A 21,699-nucleotide genomic window follows, 5' to 3' on the forward strand; every position below is an offset into this window, starting at 1 on the left:
CTGCACGACGCCATTCCGCAGACTCAAGTCAGCCGGGCCGTTACGCGACGCTGCACTTCGGGCCGAGGAGGCACCGATGGCGCCAGAGTACGACCGATCTCGTCGGTCAGCTCGACTGCAAGTTCATCCACTTCACTAAAGTCCGTTCCACCCCCAGGAAGTGTCCCGGCAACGTGGAAGTGAAGGTGTGGGATCGCTTGGCGGGCGGACTTGCCATTGTTCTGCCAGACGGCTATTCCCGGGCGCTCGAAGGTCAAATCGATTGTGCGCGCGGCGTCGCGGATCGCAATCATTAGGTCCCGCGCCTCCCAGTCCGCAAGGTCCAGCAAAGTAGGGATATGCCGCGTCGGAATCACCAGCACGTGGCCGACCCCGCGTTGTTCGCGCGTTACGAGCACAGCTACTCGCTTCTCTCGCCACAGCACGGTGTACGGCCGATTGCCACTCAAGTAGTCGCAGAAGGCACACCGCTCCTCGTGTGGGAGGCTGATCGACCCGTTCATCGCGAGGGCCTAAGCGAGTTGAGGAAAGCTTGAATCTCCAGGTGGTCGAGAGCGTCGTATTGCTTCGGCGGCGCGACAATTACAAGTTCATCGCAAACCTTCTGAGTTCTCGACGCGAGAATGAATGAGAGCGCGATGAAGCGCACTGAATCCACCGAGGGCAGGACGGGCGAAAGCTTTGATTGCCCTCCACCGATCATTGGGATGCACACACGACCACCGTTGCTCTCGCTCCGAACGACCTTCCACAGTTCGCTGAGGCTATTCCACACGCCATCTGTCGTTGTTGAGGCAGTGCTCTTTGCGTCCATCAGCGTATACGCCACGAGGAAATACCGTCGCGCGTTTGACCGCAACGCGATCGTCGTGCCTAGAGGGTAACGGACGCTCTTCCCCAACTTTCCGGCGATGGTTCCGATTGGAGTTGCTGTGGCGAGTTGGGTTTCGATGTCCTCGTCTAGCTTCGCAATGTCGTTGCCATACACGCGCTGAAGAAACTGGCCTTGAACGCTGCTCGTCGCGATGTAAGGGGAAGCGGTGTCGAATGTGTCGCTGACGCCGATGACCAAATGCGAATCAGGCTGCTCCAGCAGGTCGCCCCGCACTAGCCGTATGATGGTCGACGGTGCGCGATACTGTGTCTCGATCGGCCGAGGCCAGGCGCGGGCGAACCCATAGATAGCAGAGGCGGCGAGACCGCACGGGGCCATCCACCCATTCGTCTCGAAGAGATCTGGCACGAACAGCACAACCACGCCGGCCACGACTGCGAGAACACCAAAGCCAGCGAACGCATGTGTCGCGAACAGTTTCCAGAACCGTCGCGTGCGGAGGTCGCGAACAACCGACTCCACTAGAGGCCAAGCTTCGTGTATGTGTCCGCCTCGTAGTAGTGCGGACCGGTCCTGTCGCTACCTGCGAAATTCGGGGCGTAGTAATCCAGTGCGTACTTGATGATCGCGGGCTGGAATGACACTGAAACCGTGTAGTAGTCCGCGTCAAGGAGCGGTCTCGGGATGAAGCTTCGATCGATGCCCCGATCCCCGTCCAGATTGGCCACCACGACCGGCAAGTTGAACTCCATCAGTACTTTGACCTCATGAGCGAGGAAGGACAACCCGTCGGATCCCTTCCGGTTCGCATCTGAGCTGCCCAGCAACACGATCTGCTTGGCGTTCTTCATCCGCTCTCGAAGATTGCGTTTGATCGTCTCGGGCCGGCTTGTATCGCGGGAGATGAAGAGGTCGTGCGCGTCGTAGAAGTTGAAATCGATGTTCTTGTTCTCGCGCCATGCCTCCATGAGGCGATAGGACCTAATGTCCTCGCTCGCGAAGGCGACGTAGGTCTTGTTCCTGTAGCTCATGAACCCTCTATTCGACGTCGGGTGTCCCCCAGCCTTTCTATCGTGCGCCGCCGACATCGCGCGGCCGCGCGCGATCAAGTGCTGATTTCATCTCCCAACGATTCGGTCGCGACACGCAACGTATCGTCGTAAGCAGTCAGCTGTTCTGCCTTTGAACTACATCCCAATGGAGTGGAGATGACGGGGGTCGAACCCGCATTAGCTGATTTTGTGAGACGCCTGGTCGTGAGCCAGCGCGGCCGATGCCGAGCGTCCCTATATGAGTTGACTAGAAGTCCCAGTCCTCGTCCTCCGTGTTGACCGCCTTGCCGATCACGTACGACGAGCCCGACCCCGAGAAGAAGTCGTGGTTCTCGTCGGCGTTCGGCGAGAGCGAGGCGAGGATCGCCGGGTTCACGTCGGTGACCGAGGAGGGGAACATCGACTCGTAGCCCAGGTTCATGAGTGCCTTGTTGGCGTTGTAGTGCAGGAATTTCTTGACGTCTTCCGTGAGGCCGAGACCGTCGTAGAGGCTCTGCGTGTACTGCACCTCGTTGTCGTAGAGCTCGTAGAGCAGCGAGAACGTGTAGTCCTTGATCTCGTCGCGCTTGGCCTGGTCGACCAGCTCGAGTCCTCGCTGGAACTTGTAGCCGATGTAGTAGCCGTGCACGGCCTCGTCGCGGATGATGAGGCGGATGAGGTCGGCCGTGTTGGTGAGCTTCGCGCGCGACGACCAGTGCATCGGCAGGTAGAAGCCCGAGTAGAAGAGGAACGACTCGAGCAGCGTCGAGGCGACCTTACGCTTCAGGGGCTCGTCACCTCGGTAGTACTCCATCACGATGGAGGCCTTCTTCTGCAGGTGCTCGTTCTCGACCGACCAGCGGAACGCCTCGTCGATGTCCTTCGTCGAGCAGAGCGTCGAGAAGATCGACGAGTAGCTCTTCGCGTGCACCGACTCCATGAACGCGATGTTCGTGTACACCGCCTCCTCGTGCGGGGTCAGCGAGTCGGGGATGAGCGAGACCGCGCCGACCGTGCCCTGGATGGTGTCGAGCAGCGTGAGGCCGGTGAACACCCGCATCGTCGTGGTCTGCTCTTCGGGGGTCAGCTGGTTCCACGACTGCACGTCGTTCGACAGCGGCACCTTCTCGGGCAGCCAGAAGTTGTTGACCAGGCGGTTCCAGACCTCGAGGTCCTTGTCGTCCTGGATGCGGTTCCAGTTGATGGCGTTGACGTGGCTGACCAGCTTGACCGGCGCGACGTGGGCCGGGTCGTTGGTGGCCGAGTTCACCGGGTCGGTGAGAGTCATCCGTTCTGTCCTTATCTTCAGGAGTCGGTCTCGATATGGGGTCTCGATACGCTCCGGCTTCGCCGGTGCAACTCGACCACCGGAACGTGAGAAATGCTCATAGTGTGCACGAGACGCACATTTCCAGCTCTGTGCCCTCGAGCGCCTGCTGACGCAGCCGGATGTAGTAGATCGTCTTGATGCCCTTGCGCCAGGCGTAGATCTGGGCCTTGTTGATGTCGCGGGTCGTCGCGGTGTCCTTGAAGAACAGCGTGAGCGAGAGGCCCTGGTCGACGTGCTGCGTCGCCGCGGCGTAGGTGTCGATGACCTTCTCGTAGCCGATCTCGTACGCGTCCTCGTAGTACTCGAGGTTGTCGTTCGTCATGAACGGCGCCGGGTAGTAGACGCGGCCGAGCTTGCCTTCCTTGCGGATCTCGATCTTCGACGCGATCGGGTGGATCGACGACGTCGAGTTGTTGATGTACGAGATCGAGCCGGTCGGCGGCACCGCCTGCAGGTTCTGGTTGTAGATGCCGTGCTCCTGGATGGAAGCCTTCAGCTCCTGCCAGTCGTGCTGCGTCGGGATGTGCACGCCGGCGTCGGCGAAGAGCTCGATGACCCGTGCGGTCTGCGGCACCCACGCGGCATCCGTGTACTTGTCGAAGAACTCGCCCGACGCGTACTTCGAGTCGGCGAAGCCGTCGAAGGCCTCGCCGCGCTCGATCGCGATCTGGTTCGACGCGCGCAGCGCGTGGAAGAGCACCGTATAGAAGTAGATGTTCGTGAAGTCGATGCCCTCCTCGCTGCCGTAGTGGATGCGCTCGCGGGCGAGGTAGCCGTGCAGGTTCATCTGCCCGAGGCCGATGGCGTGCGACTTGTCGTTGCCGTCTTCGACGGACCGCACCGACGAGATGTGCGACATGTTCGAGACGGCGGTGAGGCCGCGGATGGCGGTCTCCACCGTCTTGCCGAGGTCGGGCGAGTCCATCGACAGCGCGATGTTCATCGACCCGAGGTTGCACGAGATGTCCTTGCCGATCTGGGCGTACGACAGGTCTTCGTTGTAGGTCGTCGGCGTGTTGACCTGGAGGATCTCGGAGCACAGGTTCGACATGTTGATCCGGCCCTTGATCGGGTTGGCCTTGTTCACCGTGTCCTCGAACACGATGTAGGGGTAGCCCGACTCGAACTGGATCTCGGCGATCGTCTGGAAGAACTCGCGCGCGTTGATCTTCGTCTTCTTGATGCGCGGGTCGTCGACCATGGCGCGGTAGTTCTCGGTGATCGGCACGTCGCCGAACGGCTTGCCGTAGACGCGCTCGACGTCGTACGGCGAGAAGAGGTACATGTCCTCGTTGTTCTTCGCGAGCTCGAACGTGATGTCGGGCACGACGACGCCGAGGGAGAGCGTCTTGATGCGGATCTTCTCGTCGGCGTTCTCGCGCTTGGTGTCGAGGAACCGCATGATGTCGGGGTGGTGCGCCGACAGGTACACGGCGCCGGCGCCCTGGCGCGCGCCGAGCTGGTTGGCGTACGAGAACGAGTCCTCGAGGAGCTTCATCACGGGGATGATGCCCGACGACTGGTTCTCGATCTGCTTGATGGGCGCACCCGACTCGCGGATGTTGCTGAGCAGGAGTGCCACGCCGCCGCCGCGCTTCGACAGCTGGAGCGACGAGTTGATGCCCCGCGAGATGGACTCCATGTTGTCTTCGATGCGGAGCAGGAAGCACGAGACGAGCTCGCCGCGCTGCGCCTTGCCCGTGTTGAGGAACGTCGGCGTCGCCGGCTGGAAGCGGCCGGAGATGATCTCCTCCACGAGCTCGGTCGCGAGCTGCTCGTCGCCCTGCGCGAGGCCGAGCGCGGTCATCACGACCCGGTCCTCGAAGCGCTCGAGGTACCGCTTGCCGTCGAAGGTCTTCAGCGTGTAGCTCGTGTAGTACTTGAACGCGCCGAGGAAGGTCTCGAAGCGGAACTTCTTCGAGTACGCCAGGTCGTTGAGCTGCTGGATGAACTCGAACGAGTACATGCCGAGCGTCTCGGGCTCGTAGTACTCCTTCTCGACGAGGTAGTCGAGCCGCTCCTTCAGCGAGTGGAAGAAGACCGTGTTCTGGTTGACGTGCTGGAGGAAGTACTCCCGCGCCGCCTCCTTGTCCTTCTCGAACTGGATCTTCCCGTCGGCACTGTAGAGGTTCAGCATCGCGTTCAGGGCGTGGTAGTCCATCCCCGAGTTGCTCGAGCGCGGTGCGTCGATGACCGCTACGCCACTGTCGCCTGCGGCGCCTGCTGCTGCGTTGACCAAAATGCGTCCAATCCCTCGTCGACGGCGCGAACGTCGTCTGGTGTTCCGAATACTTCGAAGCGGTAGAGGTGCGGCACATGGCACTTCGCGGCGACGATGTCGCCCGCGAGGCCGTAGGCCGCCCCGAAGTTGGTGTTTCCGGCGGCGATCACGCCGCGGATGAGTGCGCGGTTGTGCGGGTCGTTCAGGAACCTGATGACCTGCTTGGGCACGGCGCCCTTGCCGTCCCCTCCCCCGTAGGTCGGGACCACGAGGACGTAGGGCTCGTCGGCGACGAGCGCGGCATCCTTCGCATGGAGCGGGATGCGCGCCGCCGGCCGGCCGAGCTTGTCGATGAAGCGCGCGGTGTTGCCCGACACGCTCGAGAAGTAGATGAGGTTCGTCATGTCACGCCCCCGTGGCCGGTGGTCGAGTGCTGGTGGTCGAGTAGCACGCGAAGCGCGCGTATCGAGACCGGCGTATCGAGACCTGGCGTACGAGACCCCGCTACGCCAGCCGAGAGGCCAGCTCGTCGATCTTGTCGGGGCGGAAGCCCGACCAGTGCCCCTCGTCGGTGATGACGACCGGGGCCTGCAGGTAGCCGAGCTCCTTGACGGCGGCGAGGGCGGTCTCGTCCTGCGAGACGTCGAGCACCTCGTACTCGATGCCCTTGCTGTCGAGGGCGCGGTACGTGGCATTGCACTGGACGCAGGAAGGCTTGGTGTAGACCGTGACCGTCATCTCTGTGACCCCTCTTCTCTGGCTCCTGGAGGAGCCGTTCCCCCGGTGTTGCTTCAACTCTTCGATACTACATCTTGTGTCTGGGCAAATGCACGACCACAAGATGATGTAGTTACATCCGTGTAGTTTTCCACCGCGTTCTCCACCGTTCACTCACAGGCCGAAGCCGGTCTGATCGGCGGATTTCCGCGGTTCGGATTCGGGTTCTCCACAGGCCTGCTCATCTGTGCAGAGCTGGCCTGTGAATGGATGTCGGGCGTGTCGTCGGCGTGTCGCCCGCGCACCACGCCGGCTCGAGGCATCCGCACCGCCCTCGCGACGATGCCACGACCCCCGCTGGCGACGGCTTCACGCGACATACCGGCTCCCCCGACCCGACATCTGGCCCTCATCGGCCCGCCGACCACAACATCTGGTGGCGTCCGGCTGTAATGCTGCCACCACCCACCGACATTCCGGCGACGGATGCCACGGCGCGTCGTGGCAGGACCCGCGCCGATCAGCGCGCGGCGCGCGCTCCGACGCTCAGCCCAGCCGCTCGGCGAGGTGAATCGTGACGTCGTCGCCGTCGGCCTTGCCGATCGCCCAGCGGATCGCGGCGGTGATCGGCAGCTTGTGCGTGCCGTCGCCGAGCGCCATGAAGGCACCCCGGAACGGCTTGCCGTCGACGGTGCCGGCGACCTTGACGAGCCCGCGGGTGCCGAAGATGCGTGCGGAGTCGGGGAGCTGGACGCAGGTCCAGGTGTCGCCCTCGCGCACCTTGCCGAGCGTCGCGGTGAAGGTGATGTCGAGCGGTCCGGTCGCGGTCATGGTTCCTCCAGGTCGTGGTCCTGCGACGGTCAGGCGAAGACGCCGACGATCGCCCCGATCAGGACGAGCTTGATCGCCCAGTCGAGCAGGTGGATCGCGGCGACGGGGATGGGCACGTTCTCGTGGATGACGGCGCCCATGAGCAGCACCGCGGGGAGCACGGCGAGCGCGAGCCCGAGCACCGCGCCGGCCGCGGCGCCAGACCAGCCCGCGGCGATCAGCAACCCGGCGACGAGCGCGGCGACGAGGAGGCTGCGCAGGAGCACCGCCGCCATCTGCATGGGGACCGGGATGCCGGGCCGCGGGGTGCTCGCGCTGGCGACCACCGCGGCGACGCGCGGCACGGCGTACAGGGCGGCGCTCGCGATGAAGGACGCGACGGTCGCGATCGCGACCCCGAGGACGACCATGTCAACCCCTTAGTACTGTGCGGTACTAATACGTTACGCGCGGTGATCAGTACGGTCAAGTACTAATATCGAGCCATGGATGCACGCGTGCCGCGGCGAGGTCGACCCTCCGGACGCACCGGGACCGCGCTGCTCGCGGTCGCGCGCGAGGTGTTCCTCGAGCGCGGCTTCGCGGGGACCTCGATGGACGAGGTGGCCGCGCGCGCGAAGATCTCGAAGTCCTCGCTGTACCGGGAGCATCCGTCGAAGGACGCCCTCTACGCCGCGGTCGTCACCGACTGGGCGGCCGCGGGCCGGGGAGCGATGCGGCCGGCGATCGATCGCCTGGTCGCGAGCCGCGACATCCGCGAGGGCCTGATCGAATGGGGCGGGTCCCTGCGCAGGTCGATCCTGCACCCGTCGGTGGTGGCGATGCGGCGGCTCGTCATCAGCGAGGCGCCGACGCAGCCCGAGGTCGCCGCCACCTACCTCGATGAGAGCTGGCGGGCGAACATCGCGACGTTGGCCGACGCACTGGAGCGCATCGCGCGAGACGGGCGGCTCGACGTTCCCGACCCCGCCGCGGCCGCCGAGCAGTTGACCTGGCTGGTCGTCGGCGCGCCGCTCAACGCCGTCCTCCTGGAGTCCGATCCGGACGCCGACGACGTGGTCGCGGCGATCGACGTCTTCCTGGCGCGGTACGGCGTTTCCGCGACCGCGCCATCCGCGCCCCCTACCGCGCAGCGCCCCGACCGGGCTAGCCTGACGGCGGACCAGTAGCCGACGCAGACCGCCCTGCGAAGGAAGGACCGCATGTCGCACACCGTGATCTCGCACGACGGCGCCTCGATCGCCTACGACCGCGAGGGCGAGGGCCCTCCGGTGATCCTCGTCGGCGGAGCGTTCCAGTTCCGCGCCTTCGACCCGACCACGAAGCAGCTCGCGACGCTCCTCGCCAGGCGCGGCTACACGGTCGTCAACTACGACCGGCGCGGACGCGGCGAGAGCGCCCACGACGTGCCGATGGGCCTGCACGAGACGCTCGCCGACCTCCGCGCCATCGTCGCGGAGCTCCAGCGCATCCACGAGCTCGGCGAGGGCGTCGCCCTCTTCGGCAACTCGTCGGGCGGGGCGATCGCGCTCGCGGCCGCGGCGCACGGGCTGCCCGTGACCGCGATCGTCGGCTTCGAGGTGCCGATCGGCGCCGAGCAGGGGCCGGAGGGCGAGGAGTTCCTCGCCGGCATCCGCGAACGCGTCGCGGGCGACGACCCCGACGCGGTCGTCGAGTACTTCATGAAGGACATGCCGCCCGAGTGGCTCGAGCAGGCCAAGGGCACCCCGGCCTGGCCCCTCATGGTGCGCATCGGCCCGAGCCTCGAAGCGGATGCCGAGTCCCTCGCCTGGGCCCAGTCCGCGCCGCACGCCGAGCTGTTCGGGTCGATCCAGGCGCCCACGCTGGTGCTCGTCGGCGAGGAGGACGCCCCAGCCGAGATGGCGCCGGCGGCGGAGGCCATCGTCGCCGCGATGCCGAACGCATCGCGCGGCACGGTGCCCGCGGTGCAGCACTCGTGGCAGCCGGAGACGATGGCGGCGGCGATCGCCGACTTCCTCGACGCGCACGTCGCGCGCTGAGCGCGCGGCGCTCGCTGAGCGCTGAGTGCGGGGCGCTCGGGTGCCCCGCGCCATCCCCTTCATGCACGCGACCCGAGGCGCGCACCCCGCGCCATCCGGGTGCATGAGGATCCGAGCGTCAGGCCCTCCCAAGCCTGCATCGCCCGGATTCTCATGCACGAGCCTCAGGCGGTGGACCGTGCGATTCGGCTCATGTGCACGGCGATGCACATGAGCCGCTCGGGACACTCCGTCGGGGCCGGTGAACACGACGGAGGGCGCCGCCCGCCGAAGCGGGCGACGCCCCCGATCAGGTGAGCGGATGCCGCGGCGTCAGCCGGCCGCGCAGAGCTCGCCGTTCAGCGTGAACGCGCTCGGCGCCGTGTTGTCACCCCCGTTCACGCGTCCGTTGAACCCGACCTCGATGCTCGAGCCAGGCTCGATGCGACCGTTCCACGGCAGGTTCGTCGCGGTGACCGATGAGCCGTCCTGCGACCAGAACGCGTCACGGCCGTTGCGGACCGTCTGCGAACCGTCGAACTCGAAGCCGAGCTCCCATCCGTCGATCGGCTCGTCGCCGACGTTGGAGAGGGTGAGCGTCGCGTCGAACGCCTTCTTCGAGTTGCCCTCGACCACGTAGGAGACCTCGCAGGTCGGCACGTGCTCGGCGAGCGTGAGGAACGTGATCGAGTACGCCGGGAAGTCGTACGTGAACTCGTTCCCGCCGCCGCTCCACGAGCGGTCGACCGGGACGAGGTGCTCCGGTTCGGCCTTCGTGTTCACGTCGCCCGGCGCGCCGACCATCTCGGTCACCGCGACCTCGTCGTCGACGACCATGCCGCCGGTCACCGACACCGCCGTGCGCGCGGTGGCGCCCGTCGGGTTCACGACCTTCAGCACGGTGTCGCCGGTCTCCTCGTCGTGCGTGACGACCTGGTAGAGGCCCTTCGCGCTCGGCTCGGTGTAGGTGAGCTGCAGCTCGCCGTCGAGGTAGAGCGAGATGGTCGAGCCATCCACGACCACCGTCACGTGGTAGTCGCGCCCGGTCTGGATCGAGTGGCCCTCGACCGCGGCGACCTCGTTCGCGCCGCCACCCGATGCGTGCTGGAGGGCCTGCCGGCTGTTGTTCCACCCGCCGAGGTTCCACCAGTAGTAGTCGTTCGCGCCGCCGGCGGCGAAGCCGACGAGGAAGCCCTCCGACCCGGCGAGCTTGCGCGCGTCGAGTTCGAGCGTGTAGTTCGACCAGTCCTGCGCGTAGGCGTCGGGCATGAGCGACCGGGCGTCGGTGACCGACGTCGACGACTGCACGTACTCGCCGCCCTGCACGGCCCAGCTGCCCGCCACGGGCGACCAGTCCGATCCGGCGTCGAACGACTGCGAGTACAACTCGTCGCCGCTCGCATTCGAGGTGACCCGCACGTCGTCGTACGCCGCGCTCGTCGCCCACGTGGACAGGAAGACCCCGCCGTCGAGGTCGTTCGCGGCATCCGCCTCGGAATGGGTCGACGGAACCACCTCGTCGCCGACGTTCGTCATGAACATCTGCTGCGTGTAGTAGTTCACCGAGCCCCACGACTCGTCGTTGTCGAACCACATCATGTCGGGCGCCCACTGCACGTGGTCCTCGTTGGCGAACATCGGTGCGTACGACGCGAGCTCCACGAGGTCGGAGTTGCGCTCGAGGCCCGTCATGTAGGCGGCCTCGGCGAGCGCGTTGCCGAACGTGTTGCCGCGCGAGGCGTACTCGCCGAGGAACACGTGCGGTCCCTCGCGGTCGTACGCGTCGTAGCGCTCCGAGTTCTGGAGGAACCAGGTCGGGTCGTTGTAGTAGTGCTCGTCGACCATGTCGACGCCCTGCGCCCGGTTGAACTCCCACAGTTCGTCGAAGCGCGCGCCCGTGTCATCCGGCCCCGAGTTCGAGATGATCGTGATCTCGGGGTGGGCGGCCTCGATCGCGTCGCGGAACCTCGGGAAGTTCGCCTGGAACGTGTCGGTGTTCTCCTCGTTGCCGAGGCCGATGTAACGCAGGTCGAAGGGCTCCGGATGTCCCAGCTCGGCGCGCTTCGCGCCCCATTCGGTCGTCTCGGCGTCGCCCGTGGCGAACTCGATCAGGTCGACCGTGTCCTGCACCCAGCGATCAATGCGCGCGTCATCCGTCATTTCCGGGATGTTGCTGCCGCACCCGTTCGCCCCGACCGACACCACGGGAAGCGGTGTTGCGCCGAGGTCCTCGGCCCACTCCATGTACTCGAGGTAGCCGATGCCGTACGACTGGTTGTAGCCCCAGAAGTTCCAGTTGGTCGGGCGCTCCTCGACCGGTCCGATGGTCTCCTTCCACTGGTAGGTGCGCCGGCGGTCCTGGCCGTCGGACTCGAGGTAAGTGTCGAACGTGCCGACGTTGGTGACGCACCCGCCGGGGAAGCGGAGGAAGCTCGGCTCGAGCTCCGCCACCTTCTCGGCGAGGTCCTTGCGGAGCGGGCTCTTGCCGTTCACCGGCCCGACCCACGTGTCGACCGGGAACAGCGAGACCATGTCGAGCTGCACCGTTCCCGCCCCGCCCGTGAGGACGACCAGGCGGCCGGCGTCGGTGGTCGCGTTCGCGGTGAGCCGCACCTCGACCTGGCGCCAGGTGTCGTCGCCCGCGATCGAGACGGTGCCGAGCGCGAACTGCTCCGTGCCGTCGGCGTTCTCGATCGCGACGGTCAGCTGCTGCGCGGTCGCCGACCGGGTCCACACCGAGAAGTCGTAGCTCTCCCCCTCCTCCACGGCGACGCCGCGGTTGTACCCGAGGTTGCGCACGCCGACGCCCGGGCCGCCCGCCGTCACCGTGAGCGACGCGCGGTTCGAGTCGTTCAGCCAGCGGGCTCGGTCGCTGCCGACCGCGATCGAACCGGCGGCGCCGCGCTCGACCTTCTGCCACGCGGTGAGGCCGTTGAACGACGCGTTGTCGGCCGTCGAGAACTCGAAGGACCGGTTCCGCACGAGCTCCGCGTAGAGCCCGCCGTCGGCGGCGTAGTTGATGTCCTCGTAGAAGATGCCGTACAGGTCGTCGCTCATCTCGGTGCGCTCGGCCGCCGTGTCGATCTCGATCGAGTGCTCGGCGATCTCGACCGGCACGATCTCGAGTCGCGCGGCATCCGCCGCCTCCCCGATCACGAGCCGGCCGTCGGCGTCGACGCCCGCGTACCCCGCGCCGTCGGCCGTGCGCAGCGCGACCTTGCCGCCGCCCACGTCGGTCAGGCGGAACGCCGTGGGCTCGTCGCCCTCGCCGCCGAACGCGACGCGCCCGTCGCGGACGACGACCGGCCGGTCGCCGCCCTGCTCGCGAAGGGCGATGGGGCGAGCGGATGCCTCGCCGGCGAGCTCCTCCGCCGTGAACGCGAGCTCGGCGAACGGGCGGTCCTCCACGAACCGGATGGTCGCGTCGCCGTCGCCCGCGTCCCCGTCTTCGGCGAGGTGGCTCGCGTCGGCGTCGCGGGTGAGCGTGAACGCGCCCTCGGGAACCAGGTCGGCGCCCTCGGGCTCGACGATCGCGAGGTAGTCGAACGTCGCCTCGTGGCTCGGCGCGCTGCCCGCGGCGAGCGCGTAGAGCCCGATGCGGGTGACGTCGAAACCGACGGTCGCCCGTGCGGCCTCGGCCCACTCGAACCCGGTCCAGTAGCTCGTCACGATCTCGTCGCCCGTGCGCTGCACGCGCAGGTACTCGTGCGTCGAGCCGGGGCGGGCGGTGAACGTCGAGCGGTAGACCGCGTTCTCCTCCACGCCGTTCTCGATGACGGTCGGGCCGCCCGGCGCGAAGCTCACGTTGGTGAGGCCCGCGCGGACGTAGTCGTCGAAGCCCGCCATGGCGATGAGGCCGGCGCCCTGGAAGTCGCGCGCGACCGCGCCCGTCACCGACGTGTACGCGGTGAAGTCGCCGACGGGCACGTCGACGAGGAACACGTTGTCGGCCGTGTTGTCGCCCTGGTACGTGTCGCCCCGCTGCGACTGGATCGTGAGCGAACCCGGGTTCTCGGTCAGCGACCACGCGCTCGGGATCTCGGAGACGATGCTCCACCGGTCGTCGAGCGTCTCGTCGTCGAACTCGTCGATCCAGGCGTCGTCGGGCAGTTCGGGCGCCGCGGGTGTCGCGACCGTCACGGTCGCCTCGCCGGAGGTGCCGCGGGTCGAGCTCGCCGTGATCGTCGCGGTGCCGTCGCCGACCGCGGTCACGATGCCGTCGGCGTCGACTGTGGCGACCGACTCGTCGCCCGAGCCCCAGGCGACGGTGCGGTCCTCCGCGGTGACGGGCGTGACGGATGCCTCGAGCTGCCGCGTCTCGCCGGGGGCGAGCGCGACCTCGGACGGCGCGACCGTGACGCCCTCGGCGAGCGCGTCGGCCTGGTAGGTCTCGAGGAGGCGCTGGTACTCGCTCGCCGTTACGGGGATGACCGTGCCGTGGCGCGGGCTCTCGGGGAGCTCGGCGTCGGGCACCGCGGTCCACGCGGCGCTCGCGAGGTCGTTCGTCTCGAAGAGCATGTAGCCCTCGCCGCCGTGGTACGACGGCTGGTCCTGCAGAAGGTACCACGTGTCATCCGTGTTGCTCTCGAACATCGACGGACCCTCGCCGCCGGTGAACGCGCCGCCCCACGGGTTCGGCTCGCCGAACCCGACGCGCTCGGCCATGAGCTCCCAGCCGTCGCCGTCGGTCACGCCCTGCGTGAGCCGGAGCTCGGTCGAGCGCTCCTGGCGCATGCCCATGTACGACTCGTCCTTGGTGAGGCGGTAGTAGACGCCGTCCTCCTCGGCGATGGTCGAGTCGATCATGCCGCGACCGGCGCCCTGCGGCTCGTCGATCCAGACCTGCGGCTCGGAGAACGTGACGAAGTCGCGCGTCGTGGCGACCATCATGCGCTGGTAGCTCGTGGAGATGTCGCGCTGCTCGGGCGGCAGGTCGGCCGGGTAGAGCGCCGACGCCCAGTAGACGACGTACTCCCCCGCCGCGGCATCCCAGTGTGCCTCGGGCGCCCAGGTGTTGCCGGCGTTCTCGGGGGCGACGACGACCTCGCGCTGGTCGGACCAGTTCACGAGGTCGGTCGACTCCCAGACCATGATCGAGCGGCTGCCGGTCTCCTGCGCGTCGCCGAAGTTGCCGCCGCCGTAGATCTTCAGGTCGGTCGCGATGAGGAAGAAGCGGTCGCCCTCGGGGCTCCTGATGAGGAAGGGGTCGCGCAGGCCCTGCTCGCCGAGCGTCGAGGCGAGCACCGACTCGCCGTCGTTGAGGCTCATCCACGACTCGGGGTCGTTCCCGACGCTGGCCGCGAAGTAGATCTCCTCGCCGTCGGCGGTCGACTCCCCGACGAAGTGCGGGAAGAAGTAGGCCGAGTACGGCTCGGACTCGGGCAGCGGCAGGACGGTCGCGGCGTAGTCGTGCGTCGCCGTCTCGCCGTCAAGCGTCGCGGTCGCGGTGAGCGTGACCGCGACCGGGTCGTCGCCCGTCGCCGGGCGCGTCACGACTCCGTCGGTCGTGATGACCCCGGGGTCGCTCGTCGCCCAGTCGACCTCGGCGCCGCCCTCGCCCGTCGCGGGCAGCGTGAGGTTGCCGCGCACGTCGTCGAGGTTGGGGATCACGATGCCGGCCGCTGCGGCCTCGACCGGGGTCTCGGCGACGGCGGACGACGCCATGGTGATCGCCCCGAGCGGCGCGATCAGGGCGACCGCGACGGCGCCGGAGATCGGCAGCCTCGCGGTCCGGATGCCTCGGCGCGCGGCACCGGGCTCTCGTGCAGGGCGCGGCGAACGTGGGCCGCGCGTGGCTCGGGTCGTCATCGACCGTCCTCGCTCTCTTCGTCGGGAGTAAGTGATGGAGCACGCGTGAGCCGTCTGTTAGCGCTCACAATTGTGAACGCTAACAGCATCCGCTGTTGCGCGCCAGACCCCTGTTCAGCGAGATTTCATGACGAGCGGATGCCTCGGAGTGAGCGCTCACAAATCCGGAGATTGCGCTCCGCCCGCGTCGTTACCCGGTGCATGAGAATCCGGCATTGGGGCCGGCACCAGCCCGCACCACCCGGATCGTCATGCACGAGTCTTGGGCGGCGGACCGTGCGACGCCGCCCGGACTGCCGCTCGGCCGGATCGTCTCGGGCGCATGAGAATCCGGCCTACGGCCTCGCGTGCGCGGGCATCGCCCGGATTCTCATGTGCGAGTTCCAGACGGCGACGAGCGTCGGCGCAGCGCCGAGCGCGAAACCGGCGCGGAGGTCAGGAGGAGACGGCAGCACGGGAGCCCGACTTCGACGACGCGGAGGAGGGCGCCGAGGGTGCCGCGTCGCCGAGCGGCGCCGTGCTCGCGCGCACGATGAGGTCGGGCACGCGCGGCGCGGGCATCCGGTCGTCGTCGCCGAGCACGGCGAGCACGCCGGCCATGGCGTCGCGGCCGAGCTCGACGAAGTCCTGCCGGACGGTCGTGAGCGGCGGCGCGAAGAACTCCGCCTCGGGGATGTCGTCGAAGCCGACGACGCTCACGTCGCCCGGCACCGAGCGCCCCGCCTCGGCGAGCGCGTGGATCACGCCGAGCGCCATCTGGTCGTTGGAGACGAACACGGCGGTCATCTCGCGGTCCTCGGCGAGGGTGCGACCGTGCACGTAGCCGCTGCCGGGCGACCAGTCGCCGACGAGCGGCTCGCGGGCGGGCAGGCCGTGCTCGCCGAGTTCGGCGGCCCAGCCGCGCACCCGCTCGGCGCCGTCCATCGCGTTGGTCGGCCCGCTCACGTGCCGGATCTCGCGGTGGCCGAGCTCGATGAGGTGCCCGACGGCGAGGCGCGCGCCCGCGTACTGGTCGAGCCAGACGCGGTGCATCGAGCCCCGGTCCTCGGATGCCACGGCCACGACGGGCACGCCGAGCTCGATGCCGTCGAGCGCGTCGAGCGCCGCGCGCTGCGCGGCGATGAGCACGATCGCCTCGACGTTCTGGCGCACCAGGAGTTCGGCCGTGGAGCGCAGGCTCGCGGCATCCGTCTCGAGCATGCTCGCCGTGATGACCGAGTAGCGCGCATCGCGCGCGGCCTCGTTGAAGTGCAGCGCGGTGCTCGAGGGGCCGTAGTCGGGGGCGCCGGTCACGATGAGCCCGAGCGTGCGGGTGCGACGCGTGACGAGCGCCCGCGCGGCCGGCGACGGCACGTAGCGCAGCTGCTTGATGGCCTGCTCGACGCGGGCCCGCGTGGCGGGCCGCACGTTCGGCAGGTCGTTGAGCACGCGCGAGACGGTCTGGTGGGACACGCCGGCGAGCCTGGCCACGTCGAAGATCGTCGCGGCCCTGGCCTTCTCGTCGTCGCTCACTCTCCGACCGGCTCCCTGCCCCGCGCCTGCGGCGCGCTCGTTCCCCGCCATCATCCCATCCGCCGCCGCCCGGTGCGGGGAGGACGGACCCCCGCGAGCGGGGGCCGCCCTCCGTCGCCGCTCATCGTCGCCTGGCCGTGAGCACCTTCTGCAGGATGATGAACACGAGCAGCAGCGCGCCGATGAAGATCTTCGTCCACCACGACGAGAGCGTGCCCTCGAAGGTGATGATCGTCTGGATCACGCCGAGCACCAGGACGCCGAGCACCGAGCCGAGCACGAACCCGTAGCCGCCGGTGAGCAGGGTGCCGCCGATCACGACCGCGGCGATCGCGTCGAGCTCGGTGCCGATCGCCGTGAGCGGGTAGCCCGAGAGCGTGTAGAAGGTGAACAGCACGCCCGCGAGGCCCGAGCAGAAGCCCGAGATCACGTAGACGAGCACCTTGGTGCGCGCGACCGGCAGGCCCATCAGCAGGCCCGACTGCTCGCCGCCGCCGATCGCGTAGACCGTGCGGCCGAACCGCGTGCCGTGCAGCACCCAGACCGCGATGCCCACGACGACGAGCGCGATGATCACGCTCGGCGTGATCGACAGGCCGGCGCCGAGCGGGATACGCGAGACCGCGAGCTGGATGAACGTCGGGTCGGTGATCGAGATCGACGACTGGCTGATCACGTAGCAGAGGCCGCGCGCGAGGAACATCGCCGCGAGCGTCGCGATGAACGGCTGCACCTTGAACACGTGGATCATCAGGCCGACGAGAAGGCCCAGGATGCTCGTGAGCACGAGGATCAGCGGGATCACGACGCCCGGCGACCATCCGGTCTGCAACAGGCTCGCGGCGATCATGCCCGACAGCGCGACGACCGCGCCGACCGACAGGTCGATGCCGCCCGTGAGGATCACGAAGGTCATGCCGACCGCGAGCACGATGAGGTAGGCGTTGTCGACGAACAGGTTGAGGAACACCTGGCCGGAGAAGAACCCGCGGTAGCGGAAGCCGCCGATCACGAAGATCGCGACGAACAGCAGGCCGGTGACCGTGACGGGTCCGTACTTCGGGCTGGTGAGCACGCCGAGCGCCGCGGCGAGCGGGCGCCGGCGGCCTCGGCCCGTCGGGGCGGTTCTGGCGGGGCCGGTGCCCCGGCGCGGGCGCGGCGGGTGGTTCGTCGTGGGCGCCTCGAGGAGCTTCGTCATGATGCGGCGACCCCCTTCCCGGATCGGACGGCGAGGCGTCGTCGGAACCCGCTCAGCGCCTCGGCGGTGGTGGGCGACTGCAGCAGGCACACGATCGTGACGACCGCGGCCTTGAACACCATGGTCGCGATCGGCGGGATGCCGACCGTGTAGACCGTGGTCACGAGCGTCTGGATGACGAGCGCGCCGACGAGCGTTCCGACGAGCGAATACCGTCCGCCCGCGAGCGACGTGCCGCCGATGACGACCGCGAGGATCGCGTCGAGCTCGATGAAGAGGCCCGTGTTGTTGGCGTCGGCCGCCGCGGTGTTCGCGGTGAGGATGAGCCCCGCGATCGCCGCGCAGAGCGCGCAGAACGTGTAGACCGCGAAGAGCAGCCCGCGCGCCCGCACGCCCGCCTGGCGGCTGGCCTCGGGGTTGATGCCGACGGACTCGATGAACATGCCGAGCGCGGTGCGCCGCGTGAGGAGGGCCGCGAGCCCGAACACGACCGCCGCGATGATCACCGCGATCGGCACGCCGAGCCAGAACCCCGAGCCGAGGAACTTGAACGGCGGGCTGTTCACCGTGAGGATCTGCCCCTCGGTGATGAGCATCGCCACGCCGCGCCCCGCGGTCATGAGGATGAGCGTCGCGATGATCGGCTGGATGCCGAGCACGGCGACGAGGAACCCGTTCCACACGCCGAGCACGAGCGAGATGAGCAGTGCGACGGTCACTGCGACCGCCACGGTCGCGAGGCTGCCCGGGTCGGGCGAGCCGAGGATGATCGAGCACGCCACGGCGCCCGAGATCGCGGCGACCGCGCCGACCGAGAGGTCGATGCCGCGCGTCGCGATCACGAGCGTCATGCCGACGGCGATGATCAGGGTCGGCGCGCCGTTGCGCAGGATGTCGATGAGGCTGCCGAACAGCTGCCCGTCGCGGACCGTGATCTCGAAGAACCCGGGGAACGCGACCAGGTTGATCGCGAACAGCACGAGCAGCATCACGACCGGCCAGAACAGCCGGCTCGACGCCATCTTGGCGAGCGCGCTCACGAGCGGTCTCCTTCGGTGGTCGGGGTGGTGGGGGCGGTGGGGCCGGCGTCGGCGACCGAGCCGGCGGGGGCGGATGCCTCGCGGCCGGCGCCCGAACCGACGGCGGCGACCGCGACGGCCGGCGCGCGCTCGTCGAGCGCCTCGTCGTCGGAGGCGACGCGCCCGTCGGCGATGAGCGCGAGCAGCGAGTCGACCGTCAACCCGTCGTTCTCGAGGTCGGCGACGACGTTCCGGTCGCGCAGGACCACGACCCGGTGGCTGAGCCGCAGCACCTCCTCGAGCTCGGCCGAGATGAACAGCACGCTCATGCCGTTCTCGGCGAGGTTGAAGACGAGCTTCTGAATCTCGGCCTTCGCCCCGATGTCGATGCCGCGCGTGGGCTCGTCGAGGATCAGCAGGCGGGGTGCGATCGCGAGCCACCTGGCGAGCAGCACCTTCTGCTGGTTGCCGCCCGACAGGTTGCGCACGAGCGCGTCGGGGTTGCCGGGTCGGATGTTGAGGGCCTGGATGTAGGACTGCGCGAGCTCGTCCTGCTTCTTCTTCGGGATCGGCCGGAACCAGCCCCGATCGGCCTGCAGCGCGAGCACGATGTTGTCGCGCACGGTGAGCTCGCCGACGATGCCCTCGTCGCGGCGGTTCTCCGACGAGAACGCGATGCGCTTCGAGATGGCCTGACGCGGGGAGCGCAGCCGCACGTGCTCGCCGTGGATCGCGAGTTCGCCCGTGTCGGCGCGGTCGATGCCGCCGAGCAGGCGCGCGAGCTCGGTGCGACCCGAGCCGAGCAGGCCCGCGAGGCCGACGACCTCGCCGACCGCGATCGGCAGGTCGGCCGGCTCGATCGCGCCCCGGCGACCGAGCTTCGTCGCCGAGACGAAGGTCGCGGCATCCGTCTCGTCGACGACCGCGGCGTGCGCCCGGTGCTCGAGGTCGTCGAGTGCGGTGAGCTCCTTGCCGATCATCTTCTGCACGAGGTCGATGCGCAGCAGCTCGTCGACGAGGTACTCGCCCACGAGCTGGCCGTTGCGGAGCACCGTGAGGCGGTCGCAGATCTCGTACACCTGGTCGAGGAAGTGCGAGACGAAGAGGATGGCGACGCCCTGGTCCTTCAGCGAGCGGATGACGCGGAAGAGCTCGGCGACCTCGTCGGCGTCGAGGCTCGACGTCGGCTCGTCGAGGATCAGGACCTTCGCGTTCACGTCGATCGCGCGCGCGATCGCGATGAGCTGCTGCACGGCGAGCGAGTGGTCGCCGAGGAGCGACCACGGGTCGACGTCGAGCCCGAGGCCCGCGAGCAGCTCGGCCGAGCGGCGGCGCATCGCGCGCCAGTCGATGCCGCCGAAGCGGCGGGGCTCCCGGCCCAGCATGATGTTCTCGGCCACGGAGAGGTTCGGGAGGAGGTTGACCTCCTGGTACACCGTGGAGATGCCCGCGGCCTGCGCCTGCGCGGGCCCCGCGAACGAGACCCGTTCGCCCGCGAGCGTGATCGTGCCGGCGTCGATGCCGTAGACGCCGGTCAGCGCCTTGATGAGGGTCGACTTGCCCGCGCCGTTCTCGCCCATGAGCGAGTGCACCTCGCCGGGGAACATGCGGAAGTCGACGGCGTCCAGGGCCTTCACGCCCGGGAAGCCGATCGAGATGCCGCGCATCTCGACGACCGGCGCCGGTGCGGTCGCCGTCGCCGGTGGCGCTCCCTGTGCCGGTGCGGCGGGTTCGGTCTGCTGGGTCACGGTGCTCTCCATCGAGTCCGCGAGCGGATGCTTCCATCCGCTCGGCTCATGCGCCGCTGGCGGCGCGGGTGGGACGAAGTGTACGGGTGCGCGGCATGGACGACCGCGCACCCGGGCCGGCCGGCGGGCGCCGCTGGCGCCCGCCGGACCGGGTCAGTACTGGCGAGCGGGCAGGGCCTCGATCGCCTCTTCCTGCGTGAAGGTCGTCTCCTCGGTGATGATGCGCTTCTCGGGCGTCTCACCGTCGTTGATCTGCTTCACGATGTCGACGAGCTGCGCCCCGAGGAGCGGCGAGCACTCGACGATGAAGTTGATCTTGCCGTCGGCGAGGGCCTGCATGCCGTCCTTCACCGCGTCGACCGTGACGATCTTGATGTCGACGCCCGGCTCCAGGCCGGCGGCCTCGATCGCCTCGATCGCACCGAGGCCCATGTCGTCGTTGTGCGCGTAGATGAGGTCGACGTCGGGGTTCGACTTCAGCAGCGCCTCGGTCACCTGCTTGCCCCCCGCACGGGTGAAGTCGCCCGTCTGGCTGGCGACGACCTCGAGGTTCGGGTTCGCGGAGATGACCTCGGCGAAGCCCTCGGCGCGGTCGATCGCGGGCGCGGCGCCCGTCGTGCCCTCGAGCTGGATGATCTGCACCGGCTCGGACGCGTCGGCGTACTCGTCGAGCACCCACTGGCCGGCCTTCTCGCCCTCCTCGACGAAGTCGGAGCCGAGGAAGCTCACGTAGAGCGAGTCGTCCTGCGAGTCGACCGCGCGGTCGGTGAGCACCACGGGGATGCCGGCGGCCTTCGCCTCGTTGAGCACGGCGTCCCAGCCGGTCTCGACGACGGGCGAGAACGCGATGACGTCGACCTGCTGCTGGATGTACGAGCGGATCGCCTTGATCTGGTTCTCCTGCTTCTGCTGCGCGTCGGAGAACTTGAGCTCGATGCCCGCCTCCTCGAAGGACGCCTGGATGTCCTTCGTGTTGGCCGTGCGCCAACCCGACTCGGCGCCGACCTGGGCGAATCCGACCACGAGTTCGTCGAGCGGCTTGGGACCCTCGGCCGCGGCGTCGCCGCTGGTGGCGCATCCGGTGAGGGCGAGGAGCATCGCGCCGGTGGCGGCGGCGATGCCGATGAGCTTCTTCATCAGCTGGAACCTCCTTGTTCACTGCCGGCGTCTGGGCTGCTGCGGAGTCTCGGTGCGCCGGGCGGCCGGTTCATTCGGGCCGCGTTTGGAATGTTAGCGCTCACAAGTGAGCGCTCACAAGTGTGATTTCGATAACGGATGCATCACGGCGTCACGGTGCCACCGGTCGGACTGAGATTGCCTGATCAAGCAATGAATCGCGCTGCGCCATCGCCGTCGATCCGTTCGCGTGCCACGACCGCCCAGACCCGATGTGATCGCTCATCTTCCACGCGCACGCCATGCGGCGCGGGTTCGCGAGTCGACCGGACT

At 68.2% G+C, this 21,699-nt stretch carries 17 protein-coding genes; 2 read left to right on the top strand and 15 right to left on the bottom strand.

The window, feature by feature from the left end; translation table 11 throughout:
• Positions 1 to 23: 23 nt before the first annotated feature.
• From GLX25_RS03445 to GLX25_RS03485, 9 genes are all read right to left on the bottom strand, one after another.
• Entirely contained in the window at positions 24 to 503 is a 480-nt protein-coding gene (locus tag GLX25_RS03445; protein WP_155840813.1) for an HIT family protein, read from the bottom strand.
• Entirely contained in the window at positions 500 to 1,108 is a 609-nt protein-coding gene (locus GLX25_RS03450; RefSeq protein ID WP_155840814.1) for a macro domain-containing protein, read from the bottom strand. The genes GLX25_RS03445 and GLX25_RS03450 overlap by 4 nt, the downstream gene beginning before the upstream one ends.
• Positions 1,109 to 1,356: 248 nt before the next feature.
• Entirely contained in the window at positions 1,357 to 1,866 is a 510-nt protein-coding gene (locus tag GLX25_RS03455) for a TIR domain-containing protein (protein ID WP_155840815.1), read from the bottom strand.
• Between the two features lie 268 nt (positions 1,867 to 2,134).
• Positions 2,135 to 3,154 carry a class 1b ribonucleoside-diphosphate reductase subunit beta gene (gene nrdF, locus GLX25_RS03460; protein ID WP_155840816.1) on the bottom strand — a complete coding sequence of 340 codons (1,020 nt, stop codon included), beginning with the start codon at positions 3,152 to 3,154 and terminating at the stop codon, positions 2,135 to 2,137.
• Between the two features lie 97 nt (positions 3,155 to 3,251).
• Positions 3,252 to 5,357, bottom strand: a complete 2,106-nt coding sequence (nrdE, locus tag GLX25_RS03465) for a class 1b ribonucleoside-diphosphate reductase subunit alpha (RefSeq protein WP_155840817.1) — start codon at positions 5,355 to 5,357, stop codon at positions 3,252 to 3,254.
• A 35-nt stretch (positions 5,358 to 5,392) separates the two neighbouring features.
• The gene (gene nrdI / locus GLX25_RS03470) at positions 5,393 to 5,821 is read right to left on the bottom strand and encodes a class Ib ribonucleoside-diphosphate reductase assembly flavoprotein NrdI (RefSeq protein WP_155840818.1); all 429 of its coding nucleotides are present in this window, start codon (positions 5,819 to 5,821) and stop codon (positions 5,393 to 5,395) included.
• Between the two features lie 100 nt (positions 5,822 to 5,921).
• Positions 5,922 to 6,155 carry a glutaredoxin-like protein NrdH gene (nrdH, locus tag GLX25_RS03475; protein ID WP_155840819.1) on the bottom strand — a complete coding sequence of 78 codons (234 nt, stop codon included), beginning with the start codon at positions 6,153 to 6,155 and terminating at the stop codon, positions 5,922 to 5,924.
• A 525-nt stretch (positions 6,156 to 6,680) separates the two neighbouring features.
• Positions 6,681 to 6,965 carry a DUF1905 domain-containing protein gene (locus GLX25_RS03480; protein WP_155840820.1) on the bottom strand — a complete coding sequence of 95 codons (285 nt, stop codon included), beginning with the start codon at positions 6,963 to 6,965 and terminating at the stop codon, positions 6,681 to 6,683.
• A gap of 29 nt (positions 6,966 to 6,994) precedes the next feature.
• On the bottom strand, positions 6,995 to 7,375 hold the full coding sequence (locus GLX25_RS03485) for a DUF1761 family protein (protein ID WP_155840821.1): 381 nt from the start codon (positions 7,373 to 7,375) through the stop codon (positions 6,995 to 6,997).
• 75 nt (positions 7,376 to 7,450) lie between these two features.
• Between GLX25_RS03485 and GLX25_RS03490 the strand changes: the two genes are divergently transcribed.
• Positions 7,451 to 8,134, top strand: coding sequence for a TetR/AcrR family transcriptional regulator (locus GLX25_RS03490; RefSeq protein WP_155840822.1), 684 nt, complete (start codon positions 7,451 to 7,453; stop codon positions 8,132 to 8,134).
• A gap of 33 nt (positions 8,135 to 8,167) precedes the next feature.
• Entirely contained in the window at positions 8,168 to 8,986 is an 819-nt protein-coding gene (locus GLX25_RS03495) for an alpha/beta fold hydrolase (protein WP_155840823.1), read from the top strand.
• A gap of 312 nt (positions 8,987 to 9,298) precedes the next feature.
• On the opposite strand, the gene GLX25_RS03500 is transcribed toward GLX25_RS03495, so the two are convergent.
• The 6 genes from GLX25_RS03500 to GLX25_RS03525 form a co-directional block, all read right to left on the bottom strand.
• The gene (locus GLX25_RS03500) at positions 9,299 to 14,773 is read right to left on the bottom strand and encodes an alpha-L-arabinofuranosidase C-terminal domain-containing protein (protein ID WP_155840824.1); all 5,475 of its coding nucleotides are present in this window, start codon (positions 14,771 to 14,773) and stop codon (positions 9,299 to 9,301) included.
• 435 nt (positions 14,774 to 15,208) lie between these two features.
• Positions 15,209 to 16,285 carry a LacI family DNA-binding transcriptional regulator gene (locus GLX25_RS03505; RefSeq protein WP_271192550.1) on the bottom strand — a complete coding sequence of 359 codons (1,077 nt, stop codon included), beginning with the start codon at positions 16,283 to 16,285 and terminating at the stop codon, positions 15,209 to 15,211.
• 121 nt (positions 16,286 to 16,406) lie between these two features.
• Entirely contained in the window at positions 16,407 to 17,483 is a 1,077-nt protein-coding gene (yjfF, locus tag GLX25_RS03510; RefSeq protein ID WP_155840826.1) for a galactofuranose ABC transporter, permease protein YjfF, read from the bottom strand.
• Positions 17,480 to 18,523 (bottom strand): ABC transporter permease, encoded by a 1,044-nt coding sequence (locus tag GLX25_RS03515; protein ID WP_271192549.1) that lies wholly within the window; start codon positions 18,521 to 18,523, stop codon positions 17,480 to 17,482. The genes yjfF and GLX25_RS03515 overlap by 4 nt, the downstream gene beginning before the upstream one ends.
• Positions 18,520 to 20,169 (bottom strand): sugar ABC transporter ATP-binding protein, encoded by a 1,650-nt coding sequence (locus GLX25_RS03520; RefSeq protein ID WP_240898133.1) that lies wholly within the window; start codon positions 20,167 to 20,169, stop codon positions 18,520 to 18,522. The genes GLX25_RS03515 and GLX25_RS03520 overlap by 4 nt, the downstream gene beginning before the upstream one ends.
• Positions 20,170 to 20,403: 234 nt before the next feature.
• Positions 20,404 to 21,387, bottom strand: a complete 984-nt coding sequence (locus GLX25_RS03525) for an ABC transporter substrate-binding protein (RefSeq protein WP_205719818.1) — start codon at positions 21,385 to 21,387, stop codon at positions 20,404 to 20,406.
• Positions 21,388 to 21,699: the final 312 nt, after the last annotated feature.

The sequence above is a fragment of the Agromyces luteolus genome, from assembly GCF_009729855.1.
Lineage (GTDB): Bacteria > Actinomycetota > Actinomycetes > Actinomycetales > Microbacteriaceae > Agromyces > Agromyces luteolus.